We start from the raw sequence: 21,607 nt of genomic DNA on the forward strand, positions 1-21,607 counted from the left end.
GGCAAATAACAACAAGAAAGCGGTAACAAAAGATTTTATACTAAACAAGCAATCGAAAAGTGCTAAACAGAACGTAGGGAGGAAGGATAATGGATCGTCTGATGAAGTGGATGACGGAAAAATTCGCGCCGCGGCTGGAAGCATTCACGAAAAATGTATGGGTGGACTCCATTCAAGAAGCGATCATGGTCGCGTTGCCGATGATTTTCATCGGTTCATTGATTACGCTGGTGTCGATTCTGAATAATTATTTTCCGGGGATGCCTGATTTGACACCGATTACAACGTTCAGCTTTGGTCTTCTCGGCATATTTATTGCCTTTCTGACGCCGTATATGGTCATGCAGAAAAAGGATCGCCACAAAATTAAGCTGATAGCGGGAGCAACAGGCTTATCCTTGTTCATGATGCTGCTGAAACCGAAGATTAGCGATGACGGCACAATTCAGTTTCTATTGGAGCGGTTCGGACCGTCCGGCATGATTACTGCGCTGCTTGTCGGTATCCTTGTAGCGGTCGTCATGAATATGTTTAACCGTTTCTCTTTGTTCAAGAAAGATACGAAGCTGCCTGAATTTATCGTGGACTGGTTTGACTTTCTCGTTCCGATCGGTCTGATTCTAATGTTCGGCTGGGTGCTTATTTACCAGCTTGATTTCGATATTTTCGAACTGATCGTCAACATATTCAAACCGCTTAACACGATCAGCCAAAGCCTCATCGGCTTCGTATTGTTTAATTTTATCGGCGTTGTGCTTTATTCCTTCGGCGTCAGCCCTTGGGTGATGACCCCGATCTTTTATTCGATATGGATTCCCGCGATCGAGGAGAATGCCGCTTTGGCCGCGCAAGGCTTGGAACCCGTCAACATTAATACATTCGAAACGTTTTTCTCCGGTTGGGTAGGCGTTGGCGGACTAGGCGCGACGCTGCCGCTCATCATCTGGTTCCTGTTCGCGAAGTCAAAAAAATTGAACTCGATCGGAAAAGCGACGATTGTTCCCTCGCTGTTCAACATTAACGAGCCGGTCATTTATGGGGCGCCGATCGCTTTCAATCCCATTTTAATGATTCCGATGTGGATTAATGGTCTCATCACGCCAATTATCGTCTACATGGTGCTCGATTCCGGTCTTGTCGACATACCGGCCAAGGTGTACCAGCTGTGGTATACGCCAATTGGATTGTCAACCTATATTTTATCCGGATTGAATGGATTGATTTTGCTCGCGGTTATATTGCTCATTATTTTCGTCGTTTGGTTTCCATTCTTTAAAGTGTATGACTTGCAGGAGCTTAAGAAAGAAAAAGAGCAAGCAGATCTGCAGGAAGGGTAGAACGAGGAGGAATGCAAAAATGAAACATTCAAAAGAAGACTTATTGAAAGCGATGACACTGGAAGAAAAAGCCGCGCTGTGCGCCGGTCTGAATATGTGGATGACGAAAGGAGTTGACCGCCTTGGCGTTCCGCCGATTCATATGTATGACGGGACGAACGGCATTCGCAAAACGAACAGCGATGAGGAACTCGGCATTACGGGGGAAAATATGCCAGCTACATGTTATCCGACCGGATCGGCGATCGGCTCATCGTGGAATACGGATCTGCTCCATGAGGTTGGAGTCGCTCTTGGCGCGGAGGGCAGACAGATGGGCGTTCAGCTGCTTCTGGGGCCAGGCATCAACATGAAGCGTACCCCCCTCGGCGGTCGTAACTTCGAATACTATTCTGAGGATCCTTGCTTGTCGGGCGAGCTTGGCGCTGCTTTCGTGAACGGCTTGCAAAGCCAAGGCGTCGGCGCTTCAATCAAGCATTACGCTTGCAACAATCAAGAGTACGAGAAGATGGTCACAAGCTCGGAGGTAGACGAGCGGACGCTGCGTGAAATTTATTTGAACGCCTTCGAACGAATTGTTAAAAAAGCGAATCCTTGGACCATAATGTGCTCTTATAATCTCGTGAACGGTTCCTATGCCAGTGAGAACGAACATTTGCTGAATGATATTTTGCGCGAGGAATGGGGATATGAAGGCGTTGTCCTGTCCGATTGGACAGCCGTCAACGATCGTATAAGCGGACTCAAGGCCGGCCTCGATTTGGAAATGCCGGGACCGGCTCATTACAACAAGAAGGTGATTGTGGAGGCGGTGGCAGCCGGGCAGCTGGAGGAGGCGCAGCTCGATAAGACTGTGCGCCGCATTCTCGAACTCGTGCGCAAAACAACGGATTCGCAGGACGATCGCGTGCAAGCCGCCATCGATTACCATGAGCTGGCAAGGAAAGCGGCATCCGAAAGCATGGTGCTGCTTAAAAACGACAATCGCATTCTTCCGATTGACGCCGCCAAGGTAACGTCCGTCGCCGTCATCGGCAAGTTCGCGAAGCAGCCGAGAATTCAAGGAGCGGGCAGTGCCAAGGTAACGCCGACCTGCATGGATATTCCGTGGGAAGAGATGAAGAAGATCGCGGCCGATTCGATTGCGCTGACCTATGCGGAGGGTTACCCGCAGGATGACAGCGAGGATGAGCTCCTCATCCAAGAAAGCGCGGCGCTGGCAGCGAAGGCGGATATGGCTGTGCTGTTCGTCGGACAGCCGGAGTATGCGGAATCGGAAATGCATGACTTGACCGGCATCGAGTTGCCTTTGCACCAAGTGAAGCTCATTGAAGCGGTAGCAGCGGTTCAGCCGCGCTGCGTCGTCGTCACATGCAGCGGTACAGCGCTTGCGATGCGTCCTTGGGTGCAGCATGTGCCGGGCGTCCTCCATTCGTGGCTCGCCGGACAAGGCAGCGGCAGAGCGATCGCCGACATTTTGTTCGGACGTGTAAATCCGTCAGGCAAATTGTCCGAAACGTTCCCGGTCAAGCTGTCGGACAACCCATCGCATATGCGTCTGCGCGGCGAGAACGGAAAGCTGTATTACCGAGAGGGAATGTTCGTTGGATATCGGTATTACGACAGAAAAGAGCTTGCGCCGCAATTCCCGTTCGGGCACGGCTTATCGTTTACGAGGTTCGCTTATTCGAATTTGAAGGCTGTACAGCATAGCGGACAAGTGACCGTCACATGCAGCGTAGAAAATACAGGCGACGTGTTCGGCAAAGAAGTTGTGCAGTTGTACGTGCATGACGAGGAGTGCAAGTGGGTGCGTCCGGAGAAGGAGCTCAAAGCGTTCGCTAAGCTCGCGCTTGAGCCCGGCGAGAAGAAGGAAGTACGTTTTGTTCTGGAAGAACGGGACTTTGCGTATTACAACACGAAATATAACAAATGGGTCGCGGAAACGGGCTATTTCCAGCTCATGATAGGCAGCTCCTCGCGGGATATCCGCATTTGCGAGAGATTGCACTGCCATTTCGGAAATGAAGAGATTTCCTTTCATAAGTTCAGTTTATTAAGTGATTGGCTTAGCCATCCGAATGCAAGAGCCATCCTTGAAAGCTGCCTGGAAGAAATGAATGCTCACGTGAAGGACAAGATTCGTCTTGATGACGAGTTCATCGGATTCTGGGGGGACTTCCCGGCGATCAAGATTATTCAAATGTTCGGGCAAAGCTGGTTGATTGACAGATCGCCCGATCAGGTTATGGAGCAATTGATTCAAAAGTTCGAACGCGAGCGGCATGCTTAGCAAACAGATGAAACAATTGCGCAGATGAAGGAGCACGACGTTGAAAGCGATCGATAAGGTTGTTATCCCTCATTGGGTGAACTTCGGCAACAAGGACAATCAAGTAAGATCCCCCTGGCTCCATAACTGAAAAGCTGCTAAACACAAGGATTTCTGTTGTGTTTGGCGGCTTTTTTGCCTGTCTTTTTTCTCTGAAAAATGGAAGCCATCTGACGTACAGCAGGTGGGCTCGAACAATTCCGAGTATGCAGATAGGTTGTACGGCTGCATGAACACCCTTTTTTATTATTGACACTATTGAAATCGTTTTCAAAATGACGTCATAAATAATTGAATATCGTCAATACGCTTTTATATATTGCGTATTATTTATTGATATTGTACATTAATTGCGTAGGATAATATATACAATTCATATTTGGGGGAGACAAGATGAATCAAGGAATCGGTATTAGCGGAATGGGGAGGATCGGCCGCCTATTAATAAGGAAGCTTATGTCGGAGACGCCAAACCATTTGAAAGCTATTAACAGTATGTATCCTATCGAGACTATTGCCCATTTGTTGAAATACGATTCGGTTCATGGGATTTGGGATGCAACCATTTCGGGAAAGGATAATTTGCTTGTGATCAATGGACATTCCATACAGGTGGTGTATGAGCGCGATCCATCCCGAATTCCATGGAAAGCCTTTGGCGTGGATATTGTCATAGACGCTACCGGAAAATTCAATAATCGCGACGGTGCGCAGCAGCATATGACAGGAGGAGCTTCAACGGTTATTATTTCGGCGCCGGGAGACAGGATGGATCTCACGGTTGTAATGGGGGTCAACGATGATAAGTATAATCCCCAGAAGCACGCGCTGCTGTCAGCGGCATCCTGTACAACGAACTGCTTGTCTCCCGTATTGCACATTTTAGATCAAGCATACGGCGTGGAGCGGGGATGGATGACCACGATTCATTCGTTCACCTCCGATCAGAAACATCTGGATAATCCGCACAAAGATTTACGGAGGGCAAGGGCCTGCACGCAATCCATTGTCCCGACTACGACCGGCGTTGGCAAAGCATTGAGCGATGTGCTTCCTCATCTGTCCGGGTGTGTCGAAGGAAGCTCGATTCGCGTTCCGACGCAAAATGTATCGTTAATCGATTTGACCTTGAAGGTCTCGCGGGAAATAAGTACGGAGGACGTTCAATCCGTGTTGCGCGAAGCGGCGGCGGGCCCTTTTTCGGCTTATGTGGATTATACGGAGGAACCGCTTGTTTCATCTGATTTTATAGGAAATGACAAGTCGGCGGTTATCGACGGCTTAACCGTAAGTGCATCGGACGGATTTATCAAATTGATGGCTTGGTATGACAATGAGTGGGGATATTCAAGTAGAGTCATAGATTTGGCGAACCTGGTGCAAGTGAAGATGAGTGAAGCAAGAACGATTCCATCAGGAATTTTGTAAGGTAGGAATAGGAGGATAACCGTGATCGCGAATACGAAGGGAAGAACTCGAATTGCCGGTTCAAATGTGGAAGTATCTCATAGAAACCTGCCGGTTGCTAAGCTTGTTGAGTCCGCTCTCCTCCACGGAGAAGGGCATCTGACTTCTACAGGCGCGCTGCAAATTACGACAGGCAAGTATACAGGACGCTCTCCGAAGGATAAGTTCATCGTTAGGGAGCCTCAGTCGACAGACCATATTGCGTGGGGGAAAGTTAATCAGGCTCTCACTCCTGAACAATTTGATTTGCTTTATGAGAAAACGATGAATTATATGGAGAGCCGCAATCTATTCGTGTTCAACGGTTATGCAGGGGCAGACCAAGCCTATCGCCTGCCTATCCGAATTATTAACGAATACGCATGGCAAAATTTATTTGTTCATCAGTTGTTTATTCGTCCTACTGCGGCTGAACTGCAGTCTCATGAACCCGAATTTACCGTTATTGCGATGCCTGGCTTGAAAGCGGATCCGGTCACGGACGGTACGAATTCCGAGACCTTCATTGTCATTTCATTCGAGAGAAAGACAGTACTGATCGGCGGAACCCACTATGCGGGTGAGATGAAGAAATCGATTTTCAGCGTGATGAACTATTTGCTCCCATTCCATGACGTAATGCCGATGCATTGTTCGGCTAATGTAGGGGAGGCGGGAGATACCGCTTTGTTCTTCGGTTTATCGGGAACAGGCAAGACGACGTTGTCGGCTGACACGGACCGCAGATTAATAGGCGATGACGAGCATGGCTGGTCGGACACAGGTGTATTTAACTTCGAAGGCGGATGTTATGCCAAATGCATTGGGCTGACACAGAAGAAAGAGCCGCAAATATGGAATGCGATCCAGTTCGGCTCCGTCTTGGAGAACGTGGTGATTGACGCCGTTTCCGGCGAGGCAGACTACCATAATAATGAATTGACGGAGAATTCGCGGGCCGCCTATCCGATTGAATATATTCAAGGCTCGGTCATACCCGGAGTCGCCGGCCATCCGAACGTCATTATCTTTTTAACCGCCGATGCCTTTGGTGTGCTGCCTCCTGTGTCCAAGCTGACGAAGGAGCAAGCGATGTATCACTTCCTGTCGGGCTATACCTCCAAGCTGGCGGGTACGGAACGCGGCGTAACCGACCCGGAAGCAACGTTCTCAGCATGCTTTGCAGGCCCATTCCTTCCGCTTAGACCGGATGTTTACGCGGAAATGCTCGGCGACAAAATAACGAAGCACGGCGCGCGCGTCTATTTGGTCAATACAGGTTGGAGCGGCGGTCCTTACGGGATTGGCGAGCGGATGAATCTGTCGTACACAAGAGCTATGATTACGGCGATTATAAATGGAAGTATTGAGAATGCGTCATTCACTCCTCATCCCGTGTTCGGCATGCTTATCCCTGATGCTATTCCGTTGGTTCCCAATGAACTGCTCGATCCGAGAAACGTATGGGCGGATAAATCGGCCTATGATCGACAAGCGAGACAGCTTGCGCAGCTCTTTTCTCAAAATTTCGAAAAATTCAGCGGTGTATCGGACACAATCAAGCTTGCTGGCCCGCAACTGTAGTTGCAGTGCGCTCTAGCGGTTTCGAAAGTCCAATTTAGAAAGATTTATAACGGTTCTGTGAAAAGGGGGCTGTCTCAGAAGTCATGAAAATGACTTAGAGATAGCCCCCTTTCGACAGTAAAGTGGAATGTCTGATCGTGATTCTAACGAATTTACCAATTGGAGGTTACGATCGGCTAGTTCTTTTCGTATGAAAAGTCAGGCAGCGCAGGTCTTCAGAAAAGCAACCCACGGTCCAGCGGCAATCCCGCCAGTCGAAACGGAACGAATGTTCTTGGAATCGTGTGGGGTATGGATGGTATAATAGTAGGGCGAGAGGTATTTTGAAGCAATCCGTCCGTTAGAGGATGGTGGATGACTGTTATGGAAGTGATAGGATGTTGCGTGAAGTAAAGAAACTCACCGATCGGATTGAAAAGGAAGACCGATATCCTTTTCATATTCCAGCAATTCAACACTTGTGAGGCGGCTTTGTCTCCAGCGCGTCAATTGGCGTTTCTCAGCATTATCCATCAGATGCAGAAGAACGCTCAGCTCATCATTGCCACACATTCGCCCATTCTGCTCGGGTATCCCGACGCAGACATCTATAATTTCAACGTGCTGCTCTTGGAAAATCGTAAAGTCTACTTAAATGAACTGTTGGATTGAGCCATGGAGTGGCGCAGAGAACTTGGAGGATGATATGACACTATTCACTGCAATCAAGAACAAGTCTCTTGCTCAATTGAGAGAAGCAGCTGTCGCGGCCGATTTGAACGAGCAGGATAATTACGGACGAACGCCGCTGCATTACGCCATTACGCAGAAAGCGCCGATTGAACTGTTCGAGGCTCTGCTGGAGCTTGGCGCCGATCCGCGTATTAAGGATAAGCTCGGTGAGAGTGTAATCGGCAAAGCCATTAAATTCAAAAATAAAGCTGCGGTTCAAGCATTGATAGCCCGCGGGGCGGGGCTGGATCATCCAGCAGGTGTACAATGTACGCCTTGGTTTCAAGCGAGGCATTATCCCGAGATTGCGGATTTGCTCCTATCTACTAAAGGCGCAGTCCGTCTGACATTGACGCAGGACGAGCGGAATCTCATTGATGAGGTGCTCTACTCAGACGAACCAGTTGGACTTATGCATAAGCTGAAAACGCCTGAACTTTTGCATGCTTACGTGCTTGGATTTAACTGGGACGATGACATCCAGCCGATGGAAATAGTGCTGCAGCATCCGGATTGTATGGAGATTACGGCTATTGAAATGTTTGAACTGGCGGATGGGGAGTTCTGGCTTGAGCACGAGCAGATTCAACATGGATACAAAGAGCGCTTCGTCCGCTTCGTCAATCACATTTTGCAGCGGTTTCCTAACGTGTATCAATCGCAGTGAAAGGAGAAGATAGCACAATAATTACTGACAATTCACCTTGGAACATTTCTATCTCGGGTGATTTTATATACAGGTCAGGGAGAAATATTGAGCTTGCTCATGTAGGCAAGTGGAAGGATAAGAGACTAAATAGGAGAGTGAATAGAATGATACAAGCCCTTGTTTTCGATTTTGACGGATTAATTATTGATACGGAAACCCCTTGGTATTATGCGTTCCAGCAAGTATATCAGCGATATGGATTTGAACTGCCCTTGTCCGTATATGCGCAATGCATCGGCACGACATTCCATGATTTCAACCCATATGCGAATCTGGCTGAACAAGCTGGTGTCGATGTGGAAGTGATTACACGTGAGTGCAAAACAGCGCATGCCGCTTTAATGGAGCGTATTGAGCTAAGAGCGGGTGTACAGGATTATTTGAAAGAAGCGAAACGGCTCAACTTGAAGGTCGGGATCGCATCGAGCTCCGAATATGCATGGATCGAGCCGCTTTTGAAGAAGAATGACATCTTCCATTATTTCGATACGATACAGACCGCAGACGTCGTGGCCAAGGTGAAGCCGGATCCAGAGCTATATGTAAAAGCATTGGCGGCATTGGAGGTCGAGGGCAGTCAGGCCATTTCCTTCGAGGACTCATTGAATGGCTTTACGGCTGCCAAGGCGGCGGGATTGAATTGCGTCGTCGTCCCGAACGAGGTAACTCGCCATCTGCCATTCGCAGAACATGATCTGATGCTGACTTCCATGTCGGATATGCCACTTGCGGAGGTCATTGTTAAGCTGAGCGGTTCAACAGCTTGAATGGATAGTTAATCTGTGTGCATAAGCTAAGGTGATATAACGATGAAAATTGAAATGACAAATCAATGTTTTACGATAACTGACGATCAGGGGCGTTCTATATCCAATGAATGGTATGAAGTGTATAGAGTTCATATTTATGTGATAGACTGTGTGCTTTGGACCAATCGCTGTATTGAACTGGAATTTGAATATGGCAAGTTCGCCGAAGTGCATGATGATTTTGAGGGATGGGGGGAGTTGGTCGATCAACTGGATCAATATCTTCCGATTACCGATCACTTGTGGAGAGAAAGGCTAATGAACTGCAGCCCCGATGACAAAGTAGATACGATATTCGAGAGAACTGTAAGCAATCGGTAGAATTCATCGTTGCTTTGCTGCCATCACGCGATAGAGCTGAGATTAAACAGACTATTGAAGAATGGATGGAACATTTAAACGCTGTTTGATTGAATAACCTCTAGAGGGAGGCAGGCCATGGGATCCAGAATCATGCACTTTACGATCGCAACGTTACTGACCGGCAAGCTAGGCATACAAGACGATAGCTTTCTGGTGGGAGGCATCGCTCCCGATGCTAGTAAACATATAAATGCTCCTAAGCAGCAATCTCACTTTGTATACAAGGATGCGGAGGGGCACAGCTTCGTCAATCATGAGCGGTTCTGCCGCAAATATTTGTCGGAACAAGCTCGTCCGTTTCATTTAGGATATTACTGCCACCTCATCGCGGATGACATATGGCTGCAAGATATTTACTATCCCAAAATAAAGTGGCTGGAAGCGGGCGAGAAAAAAGAGACACAGCAGCGATATTACAATGATTTTAGACGGCTGAACGGCATTCTCATTGATCATTATCATTTAGAGTGGAAGGACATGAACCCCATTGCAGTGGAAATCGATGAGATCGATTGCGTTTGTCTGCCAGCGCTCATTGCCGATTTGAAAGATGACTTCGTGCGAAAAGATGATACCCGAGGGGAAGCGTTGCAGTTTTTCCGGCTTGAGGAGATTATTAGTTATATCGAGAAATCGGTTCATATAAGTATGGAAGCGATTGCGGGTAAAGTGAGAGCGTAACGCGTCATTCATCATTAGCTATATAAATGGAACGAAAGAAAGATCACTTTGCCAGCCAATAACGATACGCTGCCAAGTACTTCTATCCATTCTCCCTCTCGTTCAGAATGGTCATCCTTCCGTAGGGTAAGGTTAACTTTGATGTACATATTTCTAGTAACATTGTTACTCAGACGATGCAGCAACATCACTGTTAGATCACACAGCCTAACGCCTAAGACATGCGGGAATCGATTATTACTGATTGAAAGGGAGAGTGTCAGGAAGTGCCGAACGGAGAGAGTATCGCCGCTCCAATATGTTGAAATAAGTAACGAAACGGTATCCAACTCTTATCAATAAATTCAATAGTTCAACTTACATAGTTTCATTATGGGAGGTCTATATGAGCATGCTGAAAGTACTCATTCATCAGCTGATCCCGTATGAATGGCATTGTTGGATTTTTGGAAAACTCGTCGGGACTATATTTGAACGATACGATAGAAACATTGGAGCGTATCCATGCCTTGCAGGATTATGAGATCATGAGCAGCATTCGGCGCATTCTAGTCAAATACGGGATGACGACACAGCAATTGCGTGGTAATGTCAATTCACAAGAACCTTATGAAATTAAGCCCCGGAATACCCAAGACTTTTCAACATCATTGCTCCCTACTTCGTATACGCGGGTTAGCTAAACGCCATTGGAGTGAGGAAAAACCATTGAAGAGGTGAGCATACCGTGCCGCACAATAAATTTCGGTTCAGTCTGCAGGCAACAATCATGTGGCTGGTATGCGGAGTGGTGGCTTTGGCATTGATTGTAACCGGTTACATGATAGAGCATGAAACGGCCAAGAATACGGAGTATCTTGAGTGTCAAAAAATGAATGCTTAACTTTCAAAATCTATAAAAGCGTTTACAATTCCGTTATGATGGAGCCGTAACTTATATGATGGAGGTGTTGGTGATGGAAAACGCCCAACAATATGAGACGGGTCCATTGAAGAAATCGGAAGCAAAAACGGAGAGGAAGTCCGGCCGAAGGTCGAAATGGTCCGACTTGAAGGTGGGGGTCATTCCTTTGCCGCATTATATCGGACTTGCGTCTATCATATTCCTGGCGGCCTATTTCAGCAAGCTCCCTTCGGATATGATCGGCGGCTTTGCCGTTATTATCATTTTGGGAATGCTGCTTGGGGATATCGGACTGAAGGTGCCGATTCTGAAGGATATCGGCGGTCCGGCGATCTTGTCTATATTCGTGCCGTCCGTGCTGGTGTTCCTGAACGTGTTTAACCCTTCTGTTACGGATGCGGTCACTGCACTCATGAAAGAAGCGAATTTTCTGTACTTCTATATTTCATGTCTCGTGGCCGGCAGTATAATTGGCATGAATCGTACTGTGCTGGTCAAAGGCTTCGTCCGGATGTTCGTGCCGCTCGTGGCGGGCACGCTTGCTTCGGTCGGCATGGGATAGGGCGCCATCATGATGATTATCGGAGCGACGATCGTCAAATATGCGAAGCTGCTGCCCGCGAAGATGGAACACGGCGCATTTCATATGTACAAATTCGTTTCCACTTCATTGACGTGGCCGCTCATGGTCGGACTGGGCATGCTGTACGTGCCGTTGAATGATGTAGTCAACATCATCAGTCCGGGATATGTATTGGTATGCGCGTCCGTTGTATTGGCGATGGTTGGCTCTGGTTATTTCGTTGCGCGCTGGATGAATATGTACCCGGTGGAATCGGCCATCGTGACCGGTTGCCATAGCGGTCTGGGCGGGACGGGTGACGTTGCAATTCTATCCGCATCCAATCGGATGGGTATGATGCCGTTCGCTCAAATTTCCACGCGGCTTGGCGGAGCCGCGACAGTCATCGCTGCTGCGCTGCTAATGAAAATGTTCAGTTAAAAAACGATAGCATCAATTGTAAATTCATGGTATGATTTAAAACATAGTAAGCATATCGGGATATGTTAATTACTGCTATGGAAACTGCAGGAACACATCGGAGGAGAGCCGAATGACGAAGACGTTAGGTACGAGTACAGCAACGGAAGCGCCTGCTTTATTTTTGGCGCATGGATCGCCAATAATAGCGATTCATGATAATGATTACACCGGATTTCTGGAAGAGTTGGGTCGGAGCATTCCACAAGCTGAAGCGATTGTCGTATTTACCGCCCATGAACCGTTTCATGCACCCCATCAGTATAGGTGATTCGAGTTGCTTCACTTTCCCAACAAGAACGAAATCCGGTAGGAAATGCTTTTTGATTTGATTTTTGCAATATTTTTGTTAGGATTAAGCATGTAACCCTTTTCATTTCTTAGAAAACATCATATCACGAAGAGAGGTACTGTTCGATGGATTGGAAACCAACATCTGCTATGAACATCACGAAGAATGACAAGAAAGATGCGTTGAATTGGGCGGCAGCCGCAGAAACCCCGCGCGGACCGGAACAACCTTATCTGCACGGCTATAATGCCCGGGAGCTAAGAGAATGGTCCCCGGGAACGGACCCATATGCGCCGTACTTCCGTTCGAGAGTGCCGCTTGCGAAGCGGATTAAGCCATTCCAGCCAACGCAGGCTCATCCGGAATTGACTGATGCGGCGAAGGTGATGAACCTGTCTGCCGACTATGACAAGGAAGAGTGGTTCGGCTCCTACCGGTATAATGACAGCTTTAGCCGCAATATTCTGAAGTTCTGGCAGTATCAAGATATTTATGCTTCTTGGCACGGATTGCCGGTGTACGGCTCGCCGACAGAAGAAGGGGAGCATGAATACGGAGTCGTCAACATTCCTAACCCGGCCTACACGGATGCGGCGCACCGCAACGGCGTCATCAGCCTGGGCTGCTGGTTCTGGCCGCGCAACATTGACTTTGGCGAACTGGTTGAAGTGACGGAAGACGGTCGGTTCCCGATTGCCGACAAGATGGTTGAGATGGCTCATTACTTCGGGTTCGATGGCTACTTCATCAACCAAGAAGCTGCCATTAGCGAAGAGCATGCCATCAAGCTGATGGAGATGCTGAAATATTTGCGCGATCGTGGCATGTATGTCAGCATTTATGACTGTTTGAGCCCAACGGGGGAGCTGCAATACATTAACTATTTCAATGAAAAGAATGCTCCTTGGGTTATGGAACAGCAAGATGGGCGCAAAGCGAACGACAGCATTTTCATCAACTATGCGTACACGCCCGAACGGTTGGAGAACAGCAATTCCTATGCTCGAGAAATCGGCCTGGATCCATTTGAAGCACTGTACTCGGGCATCGAGAACGACAAGTTCCGCTTCGAACGCGGCAACGAGTTGAAGACGGTGTTCCGTGAAGATGCTTCCCGTACGCCACGCACCAGCTTGGCCCTGTTCGGTACGGATATGGTATGGCACAGAGCGCCGAATCCGTCGGACCCGAACATGCAGAAATACGTCGAACACCGCGAGCGGCTGTATTGGTCCGGAGGGAACGGCAATCCTGCGCAAAGCGGTCGGGCCATCGGCGCTGAATCCGAGAGCTGGGACGGTATCGCGCACTTTATTGCGGAGCGTTCCGTTATCGGTAACTATCCTTTTGCGACGCGATTCAACAACGGTCACGGCCTATTCTTCTTCTTGAACGGACGCACGGCATCCGCCAAAGGCTGGAACAACATGAGCGCGCAAGATATTTTGCCGACATGGCAGTGGTGGACTGCATCGAAAGGGGAACCGCTGGCGGTCGATTACGATTATGGCACGGCATGGAACGGAGGTTCCTCTGTCAAGGCCGAGGGCGTACTGAGCGCCGGCATGGCAACGGATATCCGCTTGTTCAAAACTGAATTGCCGGTTCAACAAGATGTGGAACTGACTTTCACGTACAAGACAGAAGTAACGCATCAAGGACGTTCGGGCATGGAGATCCCTGCGAATGCGATTGGAGTGCAGGCGCTTCTATTCTTTACAGACGAACCTGCAACTCCGGTCGTTGTCGATTGTAGTGCAGGTGTTAGCAAGGATTGGACGACGGTGATAGCTAACTTAGGAACATATAAAGGACGAAGCATTGCAGCGATCGGTATGCGCATCGCTTCTGCCTGGAGCGAGGACGCAGAAGTGAAGGTCAATCTTGGCGAGTTGAAGCTGACCGCAGGCGCGGGGATGCCGGCACCGAAGGCTCCATCTCAATTTAAGGTTGCTCGGGCTTTCTTCGACGACAAGCAGGCATCCTTCTATCTGTCGTGGGATTTTGCTGAAGATTGCGATACCGATAACATATGGTACTATGATCTGTATCGTGTCCGCGATGGGGAACGTGAAGCGATTGGCCGCATCTTGGATGGTGTCTACTATGTGAAATCGATCGACCGCCACGGGGAAGAGACGATTACGTTGGAAGCAGTGGCTGTGAACGTCGAGGGTACGGAGAGCGAGGCCTCCGTCATCACTTGGCAGTGGGGAGACGGGGAACGGGCTGAATACAGCTATGAGCCTATTCCAGCAGAGCACATCGTGCCGCAGTTTAATGCGGAAGAGGATATCGTCCTTGAGGCCGGCTGGTCCCGTTATTTGAATGTCCGTGTAACGCCTGCTACGGCGTCCAACCTGGCATTGACCTGGAGCTCCAGCGACGAGAAGGTTGTAGAGGTAGATGAACGCGGTCAGCTTACAGCCATAGCGTCAGGAACCGCGTCTGTCACGGCGCAAGCTGGGGAAGTGATGGGCGAAGCGGGCATATCGTTCCGTGTCGACGTTAAGGTTGTCGCACCTGTTGCGCCACCGGAGCAAGGCGTGTCGCTGCAAGCTGAACAGTACGACCGTTCCAACGGTCTGTTCATTCCGGGCAACTACGTTCATGTGCGTGATTTGCATTTTGCCGATTGGATGGCGTTCGATGATGTTGACTTCGGCGAGCAGGGCGTAAGCCGGATTACAGTTCGCGCTGCGGTATTGACCGAAGATACGCGCATGCAAATGATGCTTGGCGGACCGGAAGGCAAAGCCGTAGTGGATATGGAGCTTCCGCTGCACGATGGCAAGCTGGCTCCGTTCTACAAGGAATATACGATAGAGCTGGCGGTACGGCTGACAGGCAAGCAGAATCTGCACATTGCATTCACGAATTCGAATATCCGTAAATGGCAAGTGCGCGATGCGGGCATTTGCGATATCGATTGGATTCATTTTTCATAATGGAGTTACGATTTCGAAAGAGGCCGCTTTATCCCGTGATATCAGGGTAGGATAAGATGAATTAGATTGGTTTCCTGTCGAAGTAAGCTTCATGAAGTGAGCTCCATTGGAAAATATACAGTCAAATGTGCGGATTAGACGGTTAGTCGGCACGTGGACTGTATTTTGTACAGTGGATTGGGCTGTTTTTCAGCGATTGGTGCGAAATGGGGGCAAAGCACTGGATGAAATCCAATGGAACTTTCTTCGGAAAGAGGATACGCGCTAATCCATTGTACGAAATCCAATGCAAGCTTAGACTCGGAGGCACGAACCAGCCTTCAGCTCAGCATTCGCTCTACTATGTTCAAAAAGAAGGCGAGGCCAGCGTGTGAACGGCGGTCTCGCCTAATGATCGAATTAACGTGTCAGGAGCGTCTGTATTTCGGCACGCAATGCTTCGTTACCGGCAATGATGCCTGAAGCGCCCCAGGTAAACGCCCCTCCATTCAAGTCCGTCACGCTGCCCTGTGCCTCTTGGACAAACCGTATTGCATGGAAGAACTCTTTACGATACGCATCATATACCATTGCAAAAACAGGCTGCCCGTCCTCGATCAGGCAGAGGGACATGGACCAGAATGCAAAGCCCTGATGTAAATGAACGCCTCCATCGACTGGATCAAATACCCAGTAGGCATATAGAGTTCACCTTCAGTTAATAATGGTATTCATAAATACTACTACAATTCAGTTAAAAAAAGAGGGAATACCGCAGGTTATTCAAGTATTTCCCTGTAAGGATTGATGAGCTTGTCATAGTGCTCCCCATACTTCTCTGCCAATTGATTGCCGAAATCCCGCTCAATCCGATCCATAATGACGTCGTGATAGAAGCCGTTTTGCAGCAGCTCGACCACGGAAGGATGATCGGTTTCCAATGCGGACAACTTGAGTGACTTGCCGAAGCTGCCAATGAGCGCGGAACGGGAGTCGCAGAGAATGGAAAAACGTCTGGGTTCCAGATACTTCCACTCTTCGCTCCGCCTATGCACCAAAACATGCTTTAATCGGGTATGGCATTCGCCGATGGAAATAACCGTTACCGCAACACCCCGTCGTTCCGCCTCCAGCAGCGACTCTTCGAACCAGCTTACATCTTCCGCCCATATGTCCGCCACGATGCTTTTATCTGCATTGGACAACAAACGTCGAATGGTCGTTTCCAGCGCTTTATCGCCCTGCCAGTTATAGAACGACGCGGACTTCCGTGGAGGGGACTGCAATTGCTCCAGCAGCGTGTGGGCTGTCTGTTCAAAATCCGTCTTCAGCAGTCGAACGAGCTGCTCAATGGGCACGGCGCCGTATAAAACAGGTTCGGCTTCAACCGCCCGGCACATTCCTTTGTCTGTCAAAGACCGGAGTGCCGCATACACATTTGAGCGGGATACAGAGACTTTTTTGGCCACCTCATAACCCGATATGTTCGGTTCTTCATGCAGTACCAAGTAGCATCTTGCTTCCAGATCGGATAAACCGATTTTCCGAAGTTCATCAATCAAATGAGTTACCTCCTTTTTGCAATGTTTATTATAGTGTTATTTTAAAATACTACTTTTATTATATCAATACATTGTTCACTTATCCGGGAGATGAAAGCCACCCAAAAAAGACGAAAAACAACAAATATTGTATAAGAATGAGGACATAAACTCGTCTCCAAACTTTTCGTGCTTGCGGATCTAATCGCTCAAAAGCATAGCCTGCACGTTTTTCTAATTTTCTAATTTGATAAACATACATATTAAGACCAAACAACAGTATAAACCCAATACAGCCCCACAACACAGATTTTTCATAACGATACAGCAGTCTTGAAACGTAAACTTGTGTAAATAACATAACAACACCTATCGTGATCATCCATACCGTAAATAACCAAGTGTGGGTGTCATTCATAACGAATTCCGCCTTGAATCTGAAAATAACCACCACATGATGAACTGCAGCATACTCATCCAACCTATGAATAGCAAAGAATCCTCATTGATTGAACTCAATACCTGACTAACTAACGAGAATGGCTCTGTAAATAAATGAATAGAGTGAAAACGCAGAAATCTTCCTATGTAGACTCCAATGCTGCACAGGATGATAAAAGCCAATAGGATCGTCTTGCTCCACTTTATATGTAAGATAAGACTGTGAATCTGTTTTAACATAAGAATGTAATAATAAATAGCCAATACTACTCCGCTTATTAAAACAAAAAAGTTCCACCATTCCTCAACAATCAAACCTTTTTTAAAATTAAACTCAAAAATTTTGAGATGAATGAGATCCGTTATCACGTAAAGGACATTAGGGGATAACAGTATAAAAACAATATAAAAAGCGGCACTAACGGGGATTTCCCGCTTGCTCTTTGCTTTAAATAAGGGCAATAAAAAAGCAAGCTCCAAAGCGGCAAAAGCGAGAAACATATTTAATATCATAAATGAATAGGCCGTATCAAAAATGATAAGCATCAGTATATAGGCGAAAAAACAAAGTCGTGCTTTTGCGCGTTCATCCATGAGAAACCTCCTTTACATTGATCCGGGAGCATCTCTTCCCGAACGGGCCGGACATCTTGGGGTATGTGCGCAGGTTCTATATATACATACTCGACATCGAATATTCCTGAATATCCGAACAAATCTCCGAATTTCGGATTGGCAACGCGCCGTTTTTTGCTGCCGACATCTCGATCTCTACAGCAAGATGCTGATGTGTGCCGATGAGGACCGAACGACGCAGCAAAGCCCCTGTCCGTCTTGGACAGGGGCAGTCTTAAATCAATCGCCTGCAGTGCTCTTATGATTCGGTAATGACGATCTGATCCTTGCCGCCATACACCGTCCACCAAGGCTTCGCCGCTTGCTGCAGCACTCGATTCAAATGCTCCATGCGCTGCACGCCTTCATCCTTCAGCCATGCGCGCAGGCCAGTATCGCCATTCTCGCCATACACGGCAATGCCGTCTTGCCAAGTGGCGCGGCCACAGAGCACGCCTGAGAACGGAACGTCTGCTTCGCCAGCGAACTCCAGCGTCTCGATGAAGTCCTCGTTCGAGACGCCGCCGCTCAAATAAATAAACGGAACCGTCGCAATTGACGCCGTATCCCTGAAGTGCTGCAGCGCCTCTTCGCGCGTATATACCGCTTCCGCTTCATGGCCCCGGTTCGCTGCCGTGCCAGACACGTATGTCATGTTGACCGGCACTTCGACCTTGAGACAGTCGAGGTGATACTGCGGCTTCGTGAATTCGCGCATGCTTTTCTTCACTTTTTCCGGCTTCACCTTTGCGTATTCCGGACCCTTCGCATCGGCAATGTCGTCACAATACGTGACCGGTTCGAAGAAGAACGGAATATCGTTCGCCTTGCACTCGGCGCCGATACGCTCGATGAACGCGTGCTTCTGGTCGTTAATGTGCGCCGCATCGTCTGGGTCGTAGTACATCAATATTTTGATGGCGTCTACGCCTTTGTCCGCGTAACGGCGAACAGACCACTCCGGCAGCAGGTCGGGGAGGCGCCCTTGGACGGTCGCGTCATAACCGGTCTTCTCGTAAGCGATGAGCAGTCCTGCCTGCTTATCACGCGCTTCCGCTGCGCTCCAGCCAAATTCCGGATCTAGCAGAATGGCCGTGCTGTATGGGGTCAATTCCTCGGTTACGGCCACCTTGAATTCTTCCACATGCTTCACGTCGGCTTCGTGGCCGAGCGCCTTGGTCAGCGACTTCTTCAACGAACCGCGCTGATCGAGCGCTGTTGCAATGACCAATCCGTGTTCGTCCGACAAGCGCGTTAACGCTTCGTATTTGCCTTTTGTCATCTGTACTTTCATACCAAGCACCCCAATCGTACATTTTTCCTTCACTACTTCATTACATCAATATTCCCATCATGAAACGTTTCATGAAGAAAAAATAACAAATACAGAACATTCATGAACGATTTTCAACAAAAATTCAAGTCTTTTCGTTGTGACTCTGCTTCCAGCTCCATTTGAAAACGGTGACGTTAGCTCTAGAAATGAATTGTCAGAATGTGCCACTGCGTGCTATATTCAACTGATATATCGGACAATAAGGGGGAAGGGATGTAGATGAGTCAAATGATAAACTATTATTCTTCGTTCGACGAATGGGGACGTCTCGAGCGGGAACCTTTGGAGTTCACGGTCAATTGTCATTATATTAAATCGCACCTCCCGGAAAAAGGACACATCTTGGATATCGGGGCAGGTCCCGGAAAATATGCGATAGAGCTGGCGAAATCCGGATATGACATCACATTGGCGGACATTACACCAAAGCTGGCCGAAAGCGCACGAGAGAAGGTACGGGAATACGGGCTTGAGCGCCAGTTTCAAGGCTTTGACGTTGCCGATGCGAGAAATTTGCAGTTGTATGCCGATGAGCAATTCGATGCTTCTTTGATGTTAGGCCCATTGTATCATTTGCAGCAGGAGGAAGACCGGGTTAGCGCCGCTCAGGAATTGCATCGTGTGACAAAGTCAGGCGGTCTTGTCTTCGTCGCATTCATGCCGAGAATGAGGCACGTGGCAACTTCGCTGTTATATCCGCAGCATTGGAAGCCCAATGACACAATAGAAGGGCTGACCGAGTTTATGCGCACCGGAATTTTCAATCATAGCGATGAAGGAAGGTTTACGGGAGCCTATTATTTTCCCATAGAAGAAATTGAGCCGTTTATGGAAGCGCATGGGTTCGAACAAGTTAAGCTCATCGGATCGGGCAGCATTGCGGGCTTGATGAAGCCGGAGCACTGGCAGTATTGGCGCGACCAAGGGGAAGCAGCGTTTCAATCGATCATGCAAATTGTTATGGATGCAGCAGACAGTCCATACATCCTAGGAACCTCGTCTCATTTGTTGTATATAGGGAAAAAAGTATAGGCTGAACTTCTTGCATGGTTATATTTTCATAAAATAACATTAAATTTAAAATGAATCGAACGGGAATCCGTGTTACGATCTGGACGTACCAAAAATAAGGCCGAAGCTCATCTGAGCACGGGGGAACCACACATTGGGGTGAAGTCGCATAGATGCGGCAGGGGGAATCCTCTTTGACCCGAACCCGTCAGCTAACCTCGTAGGCTGCAAAGGGAGAGATAATCTGAATGAAAAATACGTTCAAGAAAGTCGTTATCACGGGAGCACTCGTTCTGGCACCAGTCGTGGCAGCAGGTTCGGCAATGGCCGCTCCGCTGAATGTTGCAGCTCAAGCACCTAATCAAAATCTGACGAACATCGATTGCTCCGGCTTCGATTTCAATACGATACTGCAAGGCAATGAGCAGAACAATCAGAACTTGACCGATATGTTGAACAAGCTGTTTCCTAATACGAAGCCTGTAGTCACACAACCAGATGCTGCGGTACCGGACAAAAGCAAGCCTGAACCGGCGACTCCGGCACCAAGCAAGCCAGCACCAACAACACCTGCAACAGGTACGGAAAATCCGAACCAAGGCGTGACGGCTAACTCCGATTTCGCTGCGCAAGTGGTTGATTTAGTGAACCAAGAGCGTGCCAAAGCAGGACTTGAGCCATTGAAATCGGACGCGGCGCTCACTAATGTCGCAATGGTGAAGGCGAAAGACATGTACGACAACAATTACTTTGATCATAATTCGCCGACCCTTGGCTCTCCGTTCGATCTGATGCAGTCCAAAGGGATCCAATATCGTACCGCTGGCGAGAACATTGCCAAAGGACAACGCACACCGGAAGAAGTAATGAATGCGTGGATGAACAGTGAAGGTCACCGTAAAAACATTCTGAACGCAAGCTATACTTCAATCGGCGTTGCATACTACAATGGTGAGTGGGTACAAGAATTTACAGGATAATGACGAACTTTGAAGCCGAAGCCTGCAGAGCAATCTGCAGGCTTTATTTTGCGCTCGTGAACGGAAAACGATGCAGTTACATAAGAATGAAACAGATGTCATCATAATTGTATTGAATATATAAGCAAATAACTATATGGTGATATTATATTTGATGAAGAAGACAGGAGGTGCAAGATGGAACATATGGATCATGCTGAACAGAAGCATACAGCAATTGAGAACGTATCCGCCTTTTTAAAATTACTTGGCGATCCGACTCGTATGACGATTGTGGCCATATTGTCCCGGCGCGAATGTTGTGTATGTGAGTTGCTTGAAGTATTCGACGTCAGCCAGCCTTCAATCAGCCAGCATCTGCGCAAGCTGAAGGATGCGAATCTCGTCAAGGAAGCTCGTAAAGGGCAGTGGATTTATTATTCGCTGCAGCCCGCGAATCCACACTACGCCCTGCTGCAGGAAATTGTTGGACGGCTGCCTGAACCATCCGTACAGCTGCGTACCATCGAGGCAAGCCAGGCGGCGAATCGGTGCGGCAATGGATGA

General features: G+C 48.3%; 17 protein-coding genes, 4 pseudogenes and 1 riboswitch. Of the genes and pseudogenes, 16 read left to right on the forward strand and 5 right to left on the reverse strand.

The genetic code is table 11. From position 1 onward, the window contains the following. Positions 1–89: 89 nt before the first annotated feature. The 13 genes and pseudogenes from LQV63_RS20275 (at position 90) to LQV63_RS20335 (ending at position 15,158) form a co-directional block, all read left to right on the forward strand. Positions 90–1,337 carry a PTS sugar transporter subunit IIC gene (locus LQV63_RS20275; protein WP_233698070.1) on the forward strand — a complete coding sequence of 416 codons (1,248 nt, stop codon included), beginning with the start codon at positions 90–92 and terminating at the stop codon, positions 1,335–1,337. 19 nt (positions 1,338–1,356) lie between these two features. Further along, positions 1,357–3,630, forward strand: coding sequence for a beta-glucosidase family protein (locus tag LQV63_RS20280; protein WP_233698071.1), 2,274 nt, complete (start codon positions 1,357–1,359; stop codon positions 3,628–3,630). A 432-nt stretch (positions 3,631–4,062) separates the two neighbouring features. Beyond that, entirely contained in the window at positions 4,063–5,097 is a 1,035-nt protein-coding gene (gap, locus tag LQV63_RS20285) for a type I glyceraldehyde-3-phosphate dehydrogenase (protein WP_233698072.1), read from the forward strand. A gap of 21 nt (positions 5,098–5,118) precedes the next feature. Continuing rightward, complete coding sequence (pckA, locus tag LQV63_RS20290) at positions 5,119–6,699, forward strand: phosphoenolpyruvate carboxykinase (ATP) (protein ID WP_233698073.1); 1,581 nt, start codon at positions 5,119–5,121, stop codon at positions 6,697–6,699. 462 nt (positions 6,700–7,161) lie between these two features. Beyond that, positions 7,162–7,350, forward strand: a pseudogene (locus LQV63_RS20295) (AAA family ATPase); the annotation flags it as partial. A 34-nt stretch (positions 7,351–7,384) separates the two neighbouring features. Beyond that, positions 7,385–8,077 (forward strand): DUF4274 domain-containing protein, encoded by a 693-nt coding sequence (locus tag LQV63_RS20300; RefSeq protein ID WP_019420575.1) that lies wholly within the window; start codon positions 7,385–7,387, stop codon positions 8,075–8,077. Between the two features lie 146 nt (positions 8,078–8,223). After that, the gene (locus LQV63_RS20305) at positions 8,224–8,886 is read left to right on the forward strand and encodes an HAD family hydrolase (RefSeq protein WP_233698074.1); all 663 of its coding nucleotides are present in this window, start codon (positions 8,224–8,226) and stop codon (positions 8,884–8,886) included. Between the two features lie 54 nt (positions 8,887–8,940). Continuing rightward, positions 8,941–9,249, forward strand: coding sequence for a hypothetical protein (locus LQV63_RS20310; protein ID WP_233698075.1), 309 nt, complete (start codon positions 8,941–8,943; stop codon positions 9,247–9,249). 117 nt (positions 9,250–9,366) lie between these two features. Continuing rightward, positions 9,367–9,972, forward strand: a complete 606-nt coding sequence (locus tag LQV63_RS20315) for a hypothetical protein (protein WP_019420572.1) — start codon at positions 9,367–9,369, stop codon at positions 9,970–9,972. A 425-nt stretch (positions 9,973–10,397) separates the two neighbouring features. Further along, complete coding sequence (locus LQV63_RS20320) at positions 10,398–10,655, forward strand: hypothetical protein (RefSeq protein WP_233698076.1); 258 nt, start codon at positions 10,398–10,400, stop codon at positions 10,653–10,655. Positions 10,656–10,928: 273 nt separating this feature from the next. After that, positions 10,929–11,879, forward strand: a pseudogene (locus LQV63_RS20325) (2-hydroxycarboxylate transporter family protein). 112 nt (positions 11,880–11,991) lie between these two features. Next, positions 11,992–12,156: pseudogene (locus tag LQV63_RS20330) on the forward strand (dioxygenase); the annotation flags it as partial. Positions 12,157–12,335: 179 nt separating this feature from the next. Then, positions 12,336–15,158, forward strand: a complete 2,823-nt coding sequence (locus LQV63_RS20335) for an endo-beta-N-acetylglucosaminidase (protein WP_233698077.1) — start codon at positions 12,336–12,338, stop codon at positions 15,156–15,158. 537 nt (positions 15,159–15,695) lie between these two features. Here the strand turns inward: LQV63_RS20335 and LQV63_RS31530 are convergent. The 5 genes and pseudogenes from LQV63_RS31530 to LQV63_RS20360 all read right to left on the reverse strand — a co-directional run. Then, positions 15,696–15,821, reverse strand: a pseudogene (locus LQV63_RS31530) (inositol monophosphatase family protein); the annotation flags it as partial. A 95-nt stretch (positions 15,822–15,916) separates the two neighbouring features. After that, the gene (locus LQV63_RS20345) at positions 15,917–16,699 is read right to left on the reverse strand and encodes a TrmB family transcriptional regulator (RefSeq protein WP_233698078.1); all 783 of its coding nucleotides are present in this window, start codon (positions 16,697–16,699) and stop codon (positions 15,917–15,919) included. Positions 16,700–16,778: 79 nt separating this feature from the next. Continuing rightward, entirely contained in the window at positions 16,779–17,096 is a 318-nt protein-coding gene (locus LQV63_RS20350) for a hypothetical protein (RefSeq protein WP_019420559.1), read from the reverse strand. Beyond that, the gene (locus LQV63_RS20355; protein WP_233698079.1) at positions 17,093–17,713 is read right to left on the reverse strand and encodes a DUF1361 domain-containing protein; all 621 of its coding nucleotides are present in this window, start codon (positions 17,711–17,713) and stop codon (positions 17,093–17,095) included. Before LQV63_RS20355 ends, LQV63_RS20350 begins: the two co-directional genes overlap by 4 nt. A 280-nt stretch (positions 17,714–17,993) precedes the next feature. Then, entirely contained in the window at positions 17,994–19,028 is a 1,035-nt protein-coding gene (locus LQV63_RS20360; protein ID WP_233698080.1) for a tagatose 1,6-diphosphate aldolase, read from the reverse strand. A gap of 261 nt (positions 19,029–19,289) precedes the next feature. Between LQV63_RS20360 and LQV63_RS20365 the strand changes: the two genes are divergently transcribed. The 3 genes from LQV63_RS20365 (at position 19,290) to LQV63_RS20375 (ending at position 21,607) form a co-directional block, all read left to right on the forward strand. Beyond that, positions 19,290–20,102 (forward strand): class I SAM-dependent methyltransferase, encoded by an 813-nt coding sequence (locus LQV63_RS20365; protein ID WP_233698081.1) that lies wholly within the window; start codon positions 19,290–19,292, stop codon positions 20,100–20,102. 88 nt (positions 20,103–20,190) lie between these two features. Next, positions 20,191–20,323, forward strand: a riboswitch (cyclic di-AMP (ydaO/yuaA leader). Between the two features lie 6 nt (positions 20,324–20,329). Then, a complete protein-coding gene (locus LQV63_RS20370; RefSeq protein WP_019420555.1) occupies positions 20,330–21,061 on the forward strand; it encodes a CAP domain-containing protein in 732 nt (243 codons plus the stop codon). A 177-nt stretch (positions 21,062–21,238) separates the two neighbouring features. Next, positions 21,239–21,607 (forward strand): ArsR/SmtB family transcription factor, encoded by a 369-nt coding sequence (locus LQV63_RS20375; protein ID WP_019420554.1) that lies wholly within the window; start codon positions 21,239–21,241, stop codon positions 21,605–21,607.

Source organism: Paenibacillus profundus (genome assembly GCF_021369635.1).
Lineage (GTDB): Bacteria > Bacillota > Bacilli > Paenibacillales > Paenibacillaceae > Paenibacillus_B > Paenibacillus_B profundus.

Coding starts and splice junctions, on each gene's coding strand:
- LQV63_RS20280 (WP_233698071.1), top strand. CDS start 1,357: ATGAAACATTCAAAAGAAGACTTATTGAAAGCGATGACACTGGAAGAA.
- LQV63_RS20355 (WP_233698079.1), bottom strand. CDS start 17,713: ATGGATGAACGCGCAAAAGCACGACTTTGTTTTTTCGCCTATATACTG.
- LQV63_RS20360 (WP_233698080.1), bottom strand. CDS start 19,028: ATGAAAGTACAGATGACAAAAGGCAAATACGAAGCGTTAACGCGCTTG.
- LQV63_RS20350 (WP_019420559.1), bottom strand. CDS start 17,096: ATGAATGACACCCACACTTGGTTATTTACGGTATGGATGATCACGATA.
- gap (WP_233698072.1), top strand. CDS start 4,063: ATGAATCAAGGAATCGGTATTAGCGGAATGGGGAGGATCGGCCGCCTA.
- LQV63_RS20335 (WP_233698077.1), top strand. CDS start 12,336: ATGGATTGGAAACCAACATCTGCTATGAACATCACGAAGAATGACAAG.
- LQV63_RS20315 (WP_019420572.1), top strand. CDS start 9,367: ATGGGATCCAGAATCATGCACTTTACGATCGCAACGTTACTGACCGGC.
- LQV63_RS20305 (WP_233698074.1), top strand. CDS start 8,224: ATGATACAAGCCCTTGTTTTCGATTTTGACGGATTAATTATTGATACG.
- LQV63_RS20370 (WP_019420555.1), top strand. CDS start 20,330: ATGAAAAATACGTTCAAGAAAGTCGTTATCACGGGAGCACTCGTTCTG.
- LQV63_RS20375 (WP_019420554.1), top strand. CDS start 21,239: ATGGAACATATGGATCATGCTGAACAGAAGCATACAGCAATTGAGAAC.
- LQV63_RS20320 (WP_233698076.1), top strand. CDS start 10,398: ATGAATGGCATTGTTGGATTTTTGGAAAACTCGTCGGGACTATATTTG.
- LQV63_RS20275 (WP_233698070.1), top strand. CDS start 90: ATGGATCGTCTGATGAAGTGGATGACGGAAAAATTCGCGCCGCGGCTG.
- LQV63_RS20300 (WP_019420575.1), top strand. CDS start 7,385: ATGACACTATTCACTGCAATCAAGAACAAGTCTCTTGCTCAATTGAGA.
- LQV63_RS20310 (WP_233698075.1), top strand. CDS start 8,941: ATGACAAATCAATGTTTTACGATAACTGACGATCAGGGGCGTTCTATA.
- LQV63_RS20365 (WP_233698081.1), top strand. CDS start 19,290: ATGAGTCAAATGATAAACTATTATTCTTCGTTCGACGAATGGGGACGT.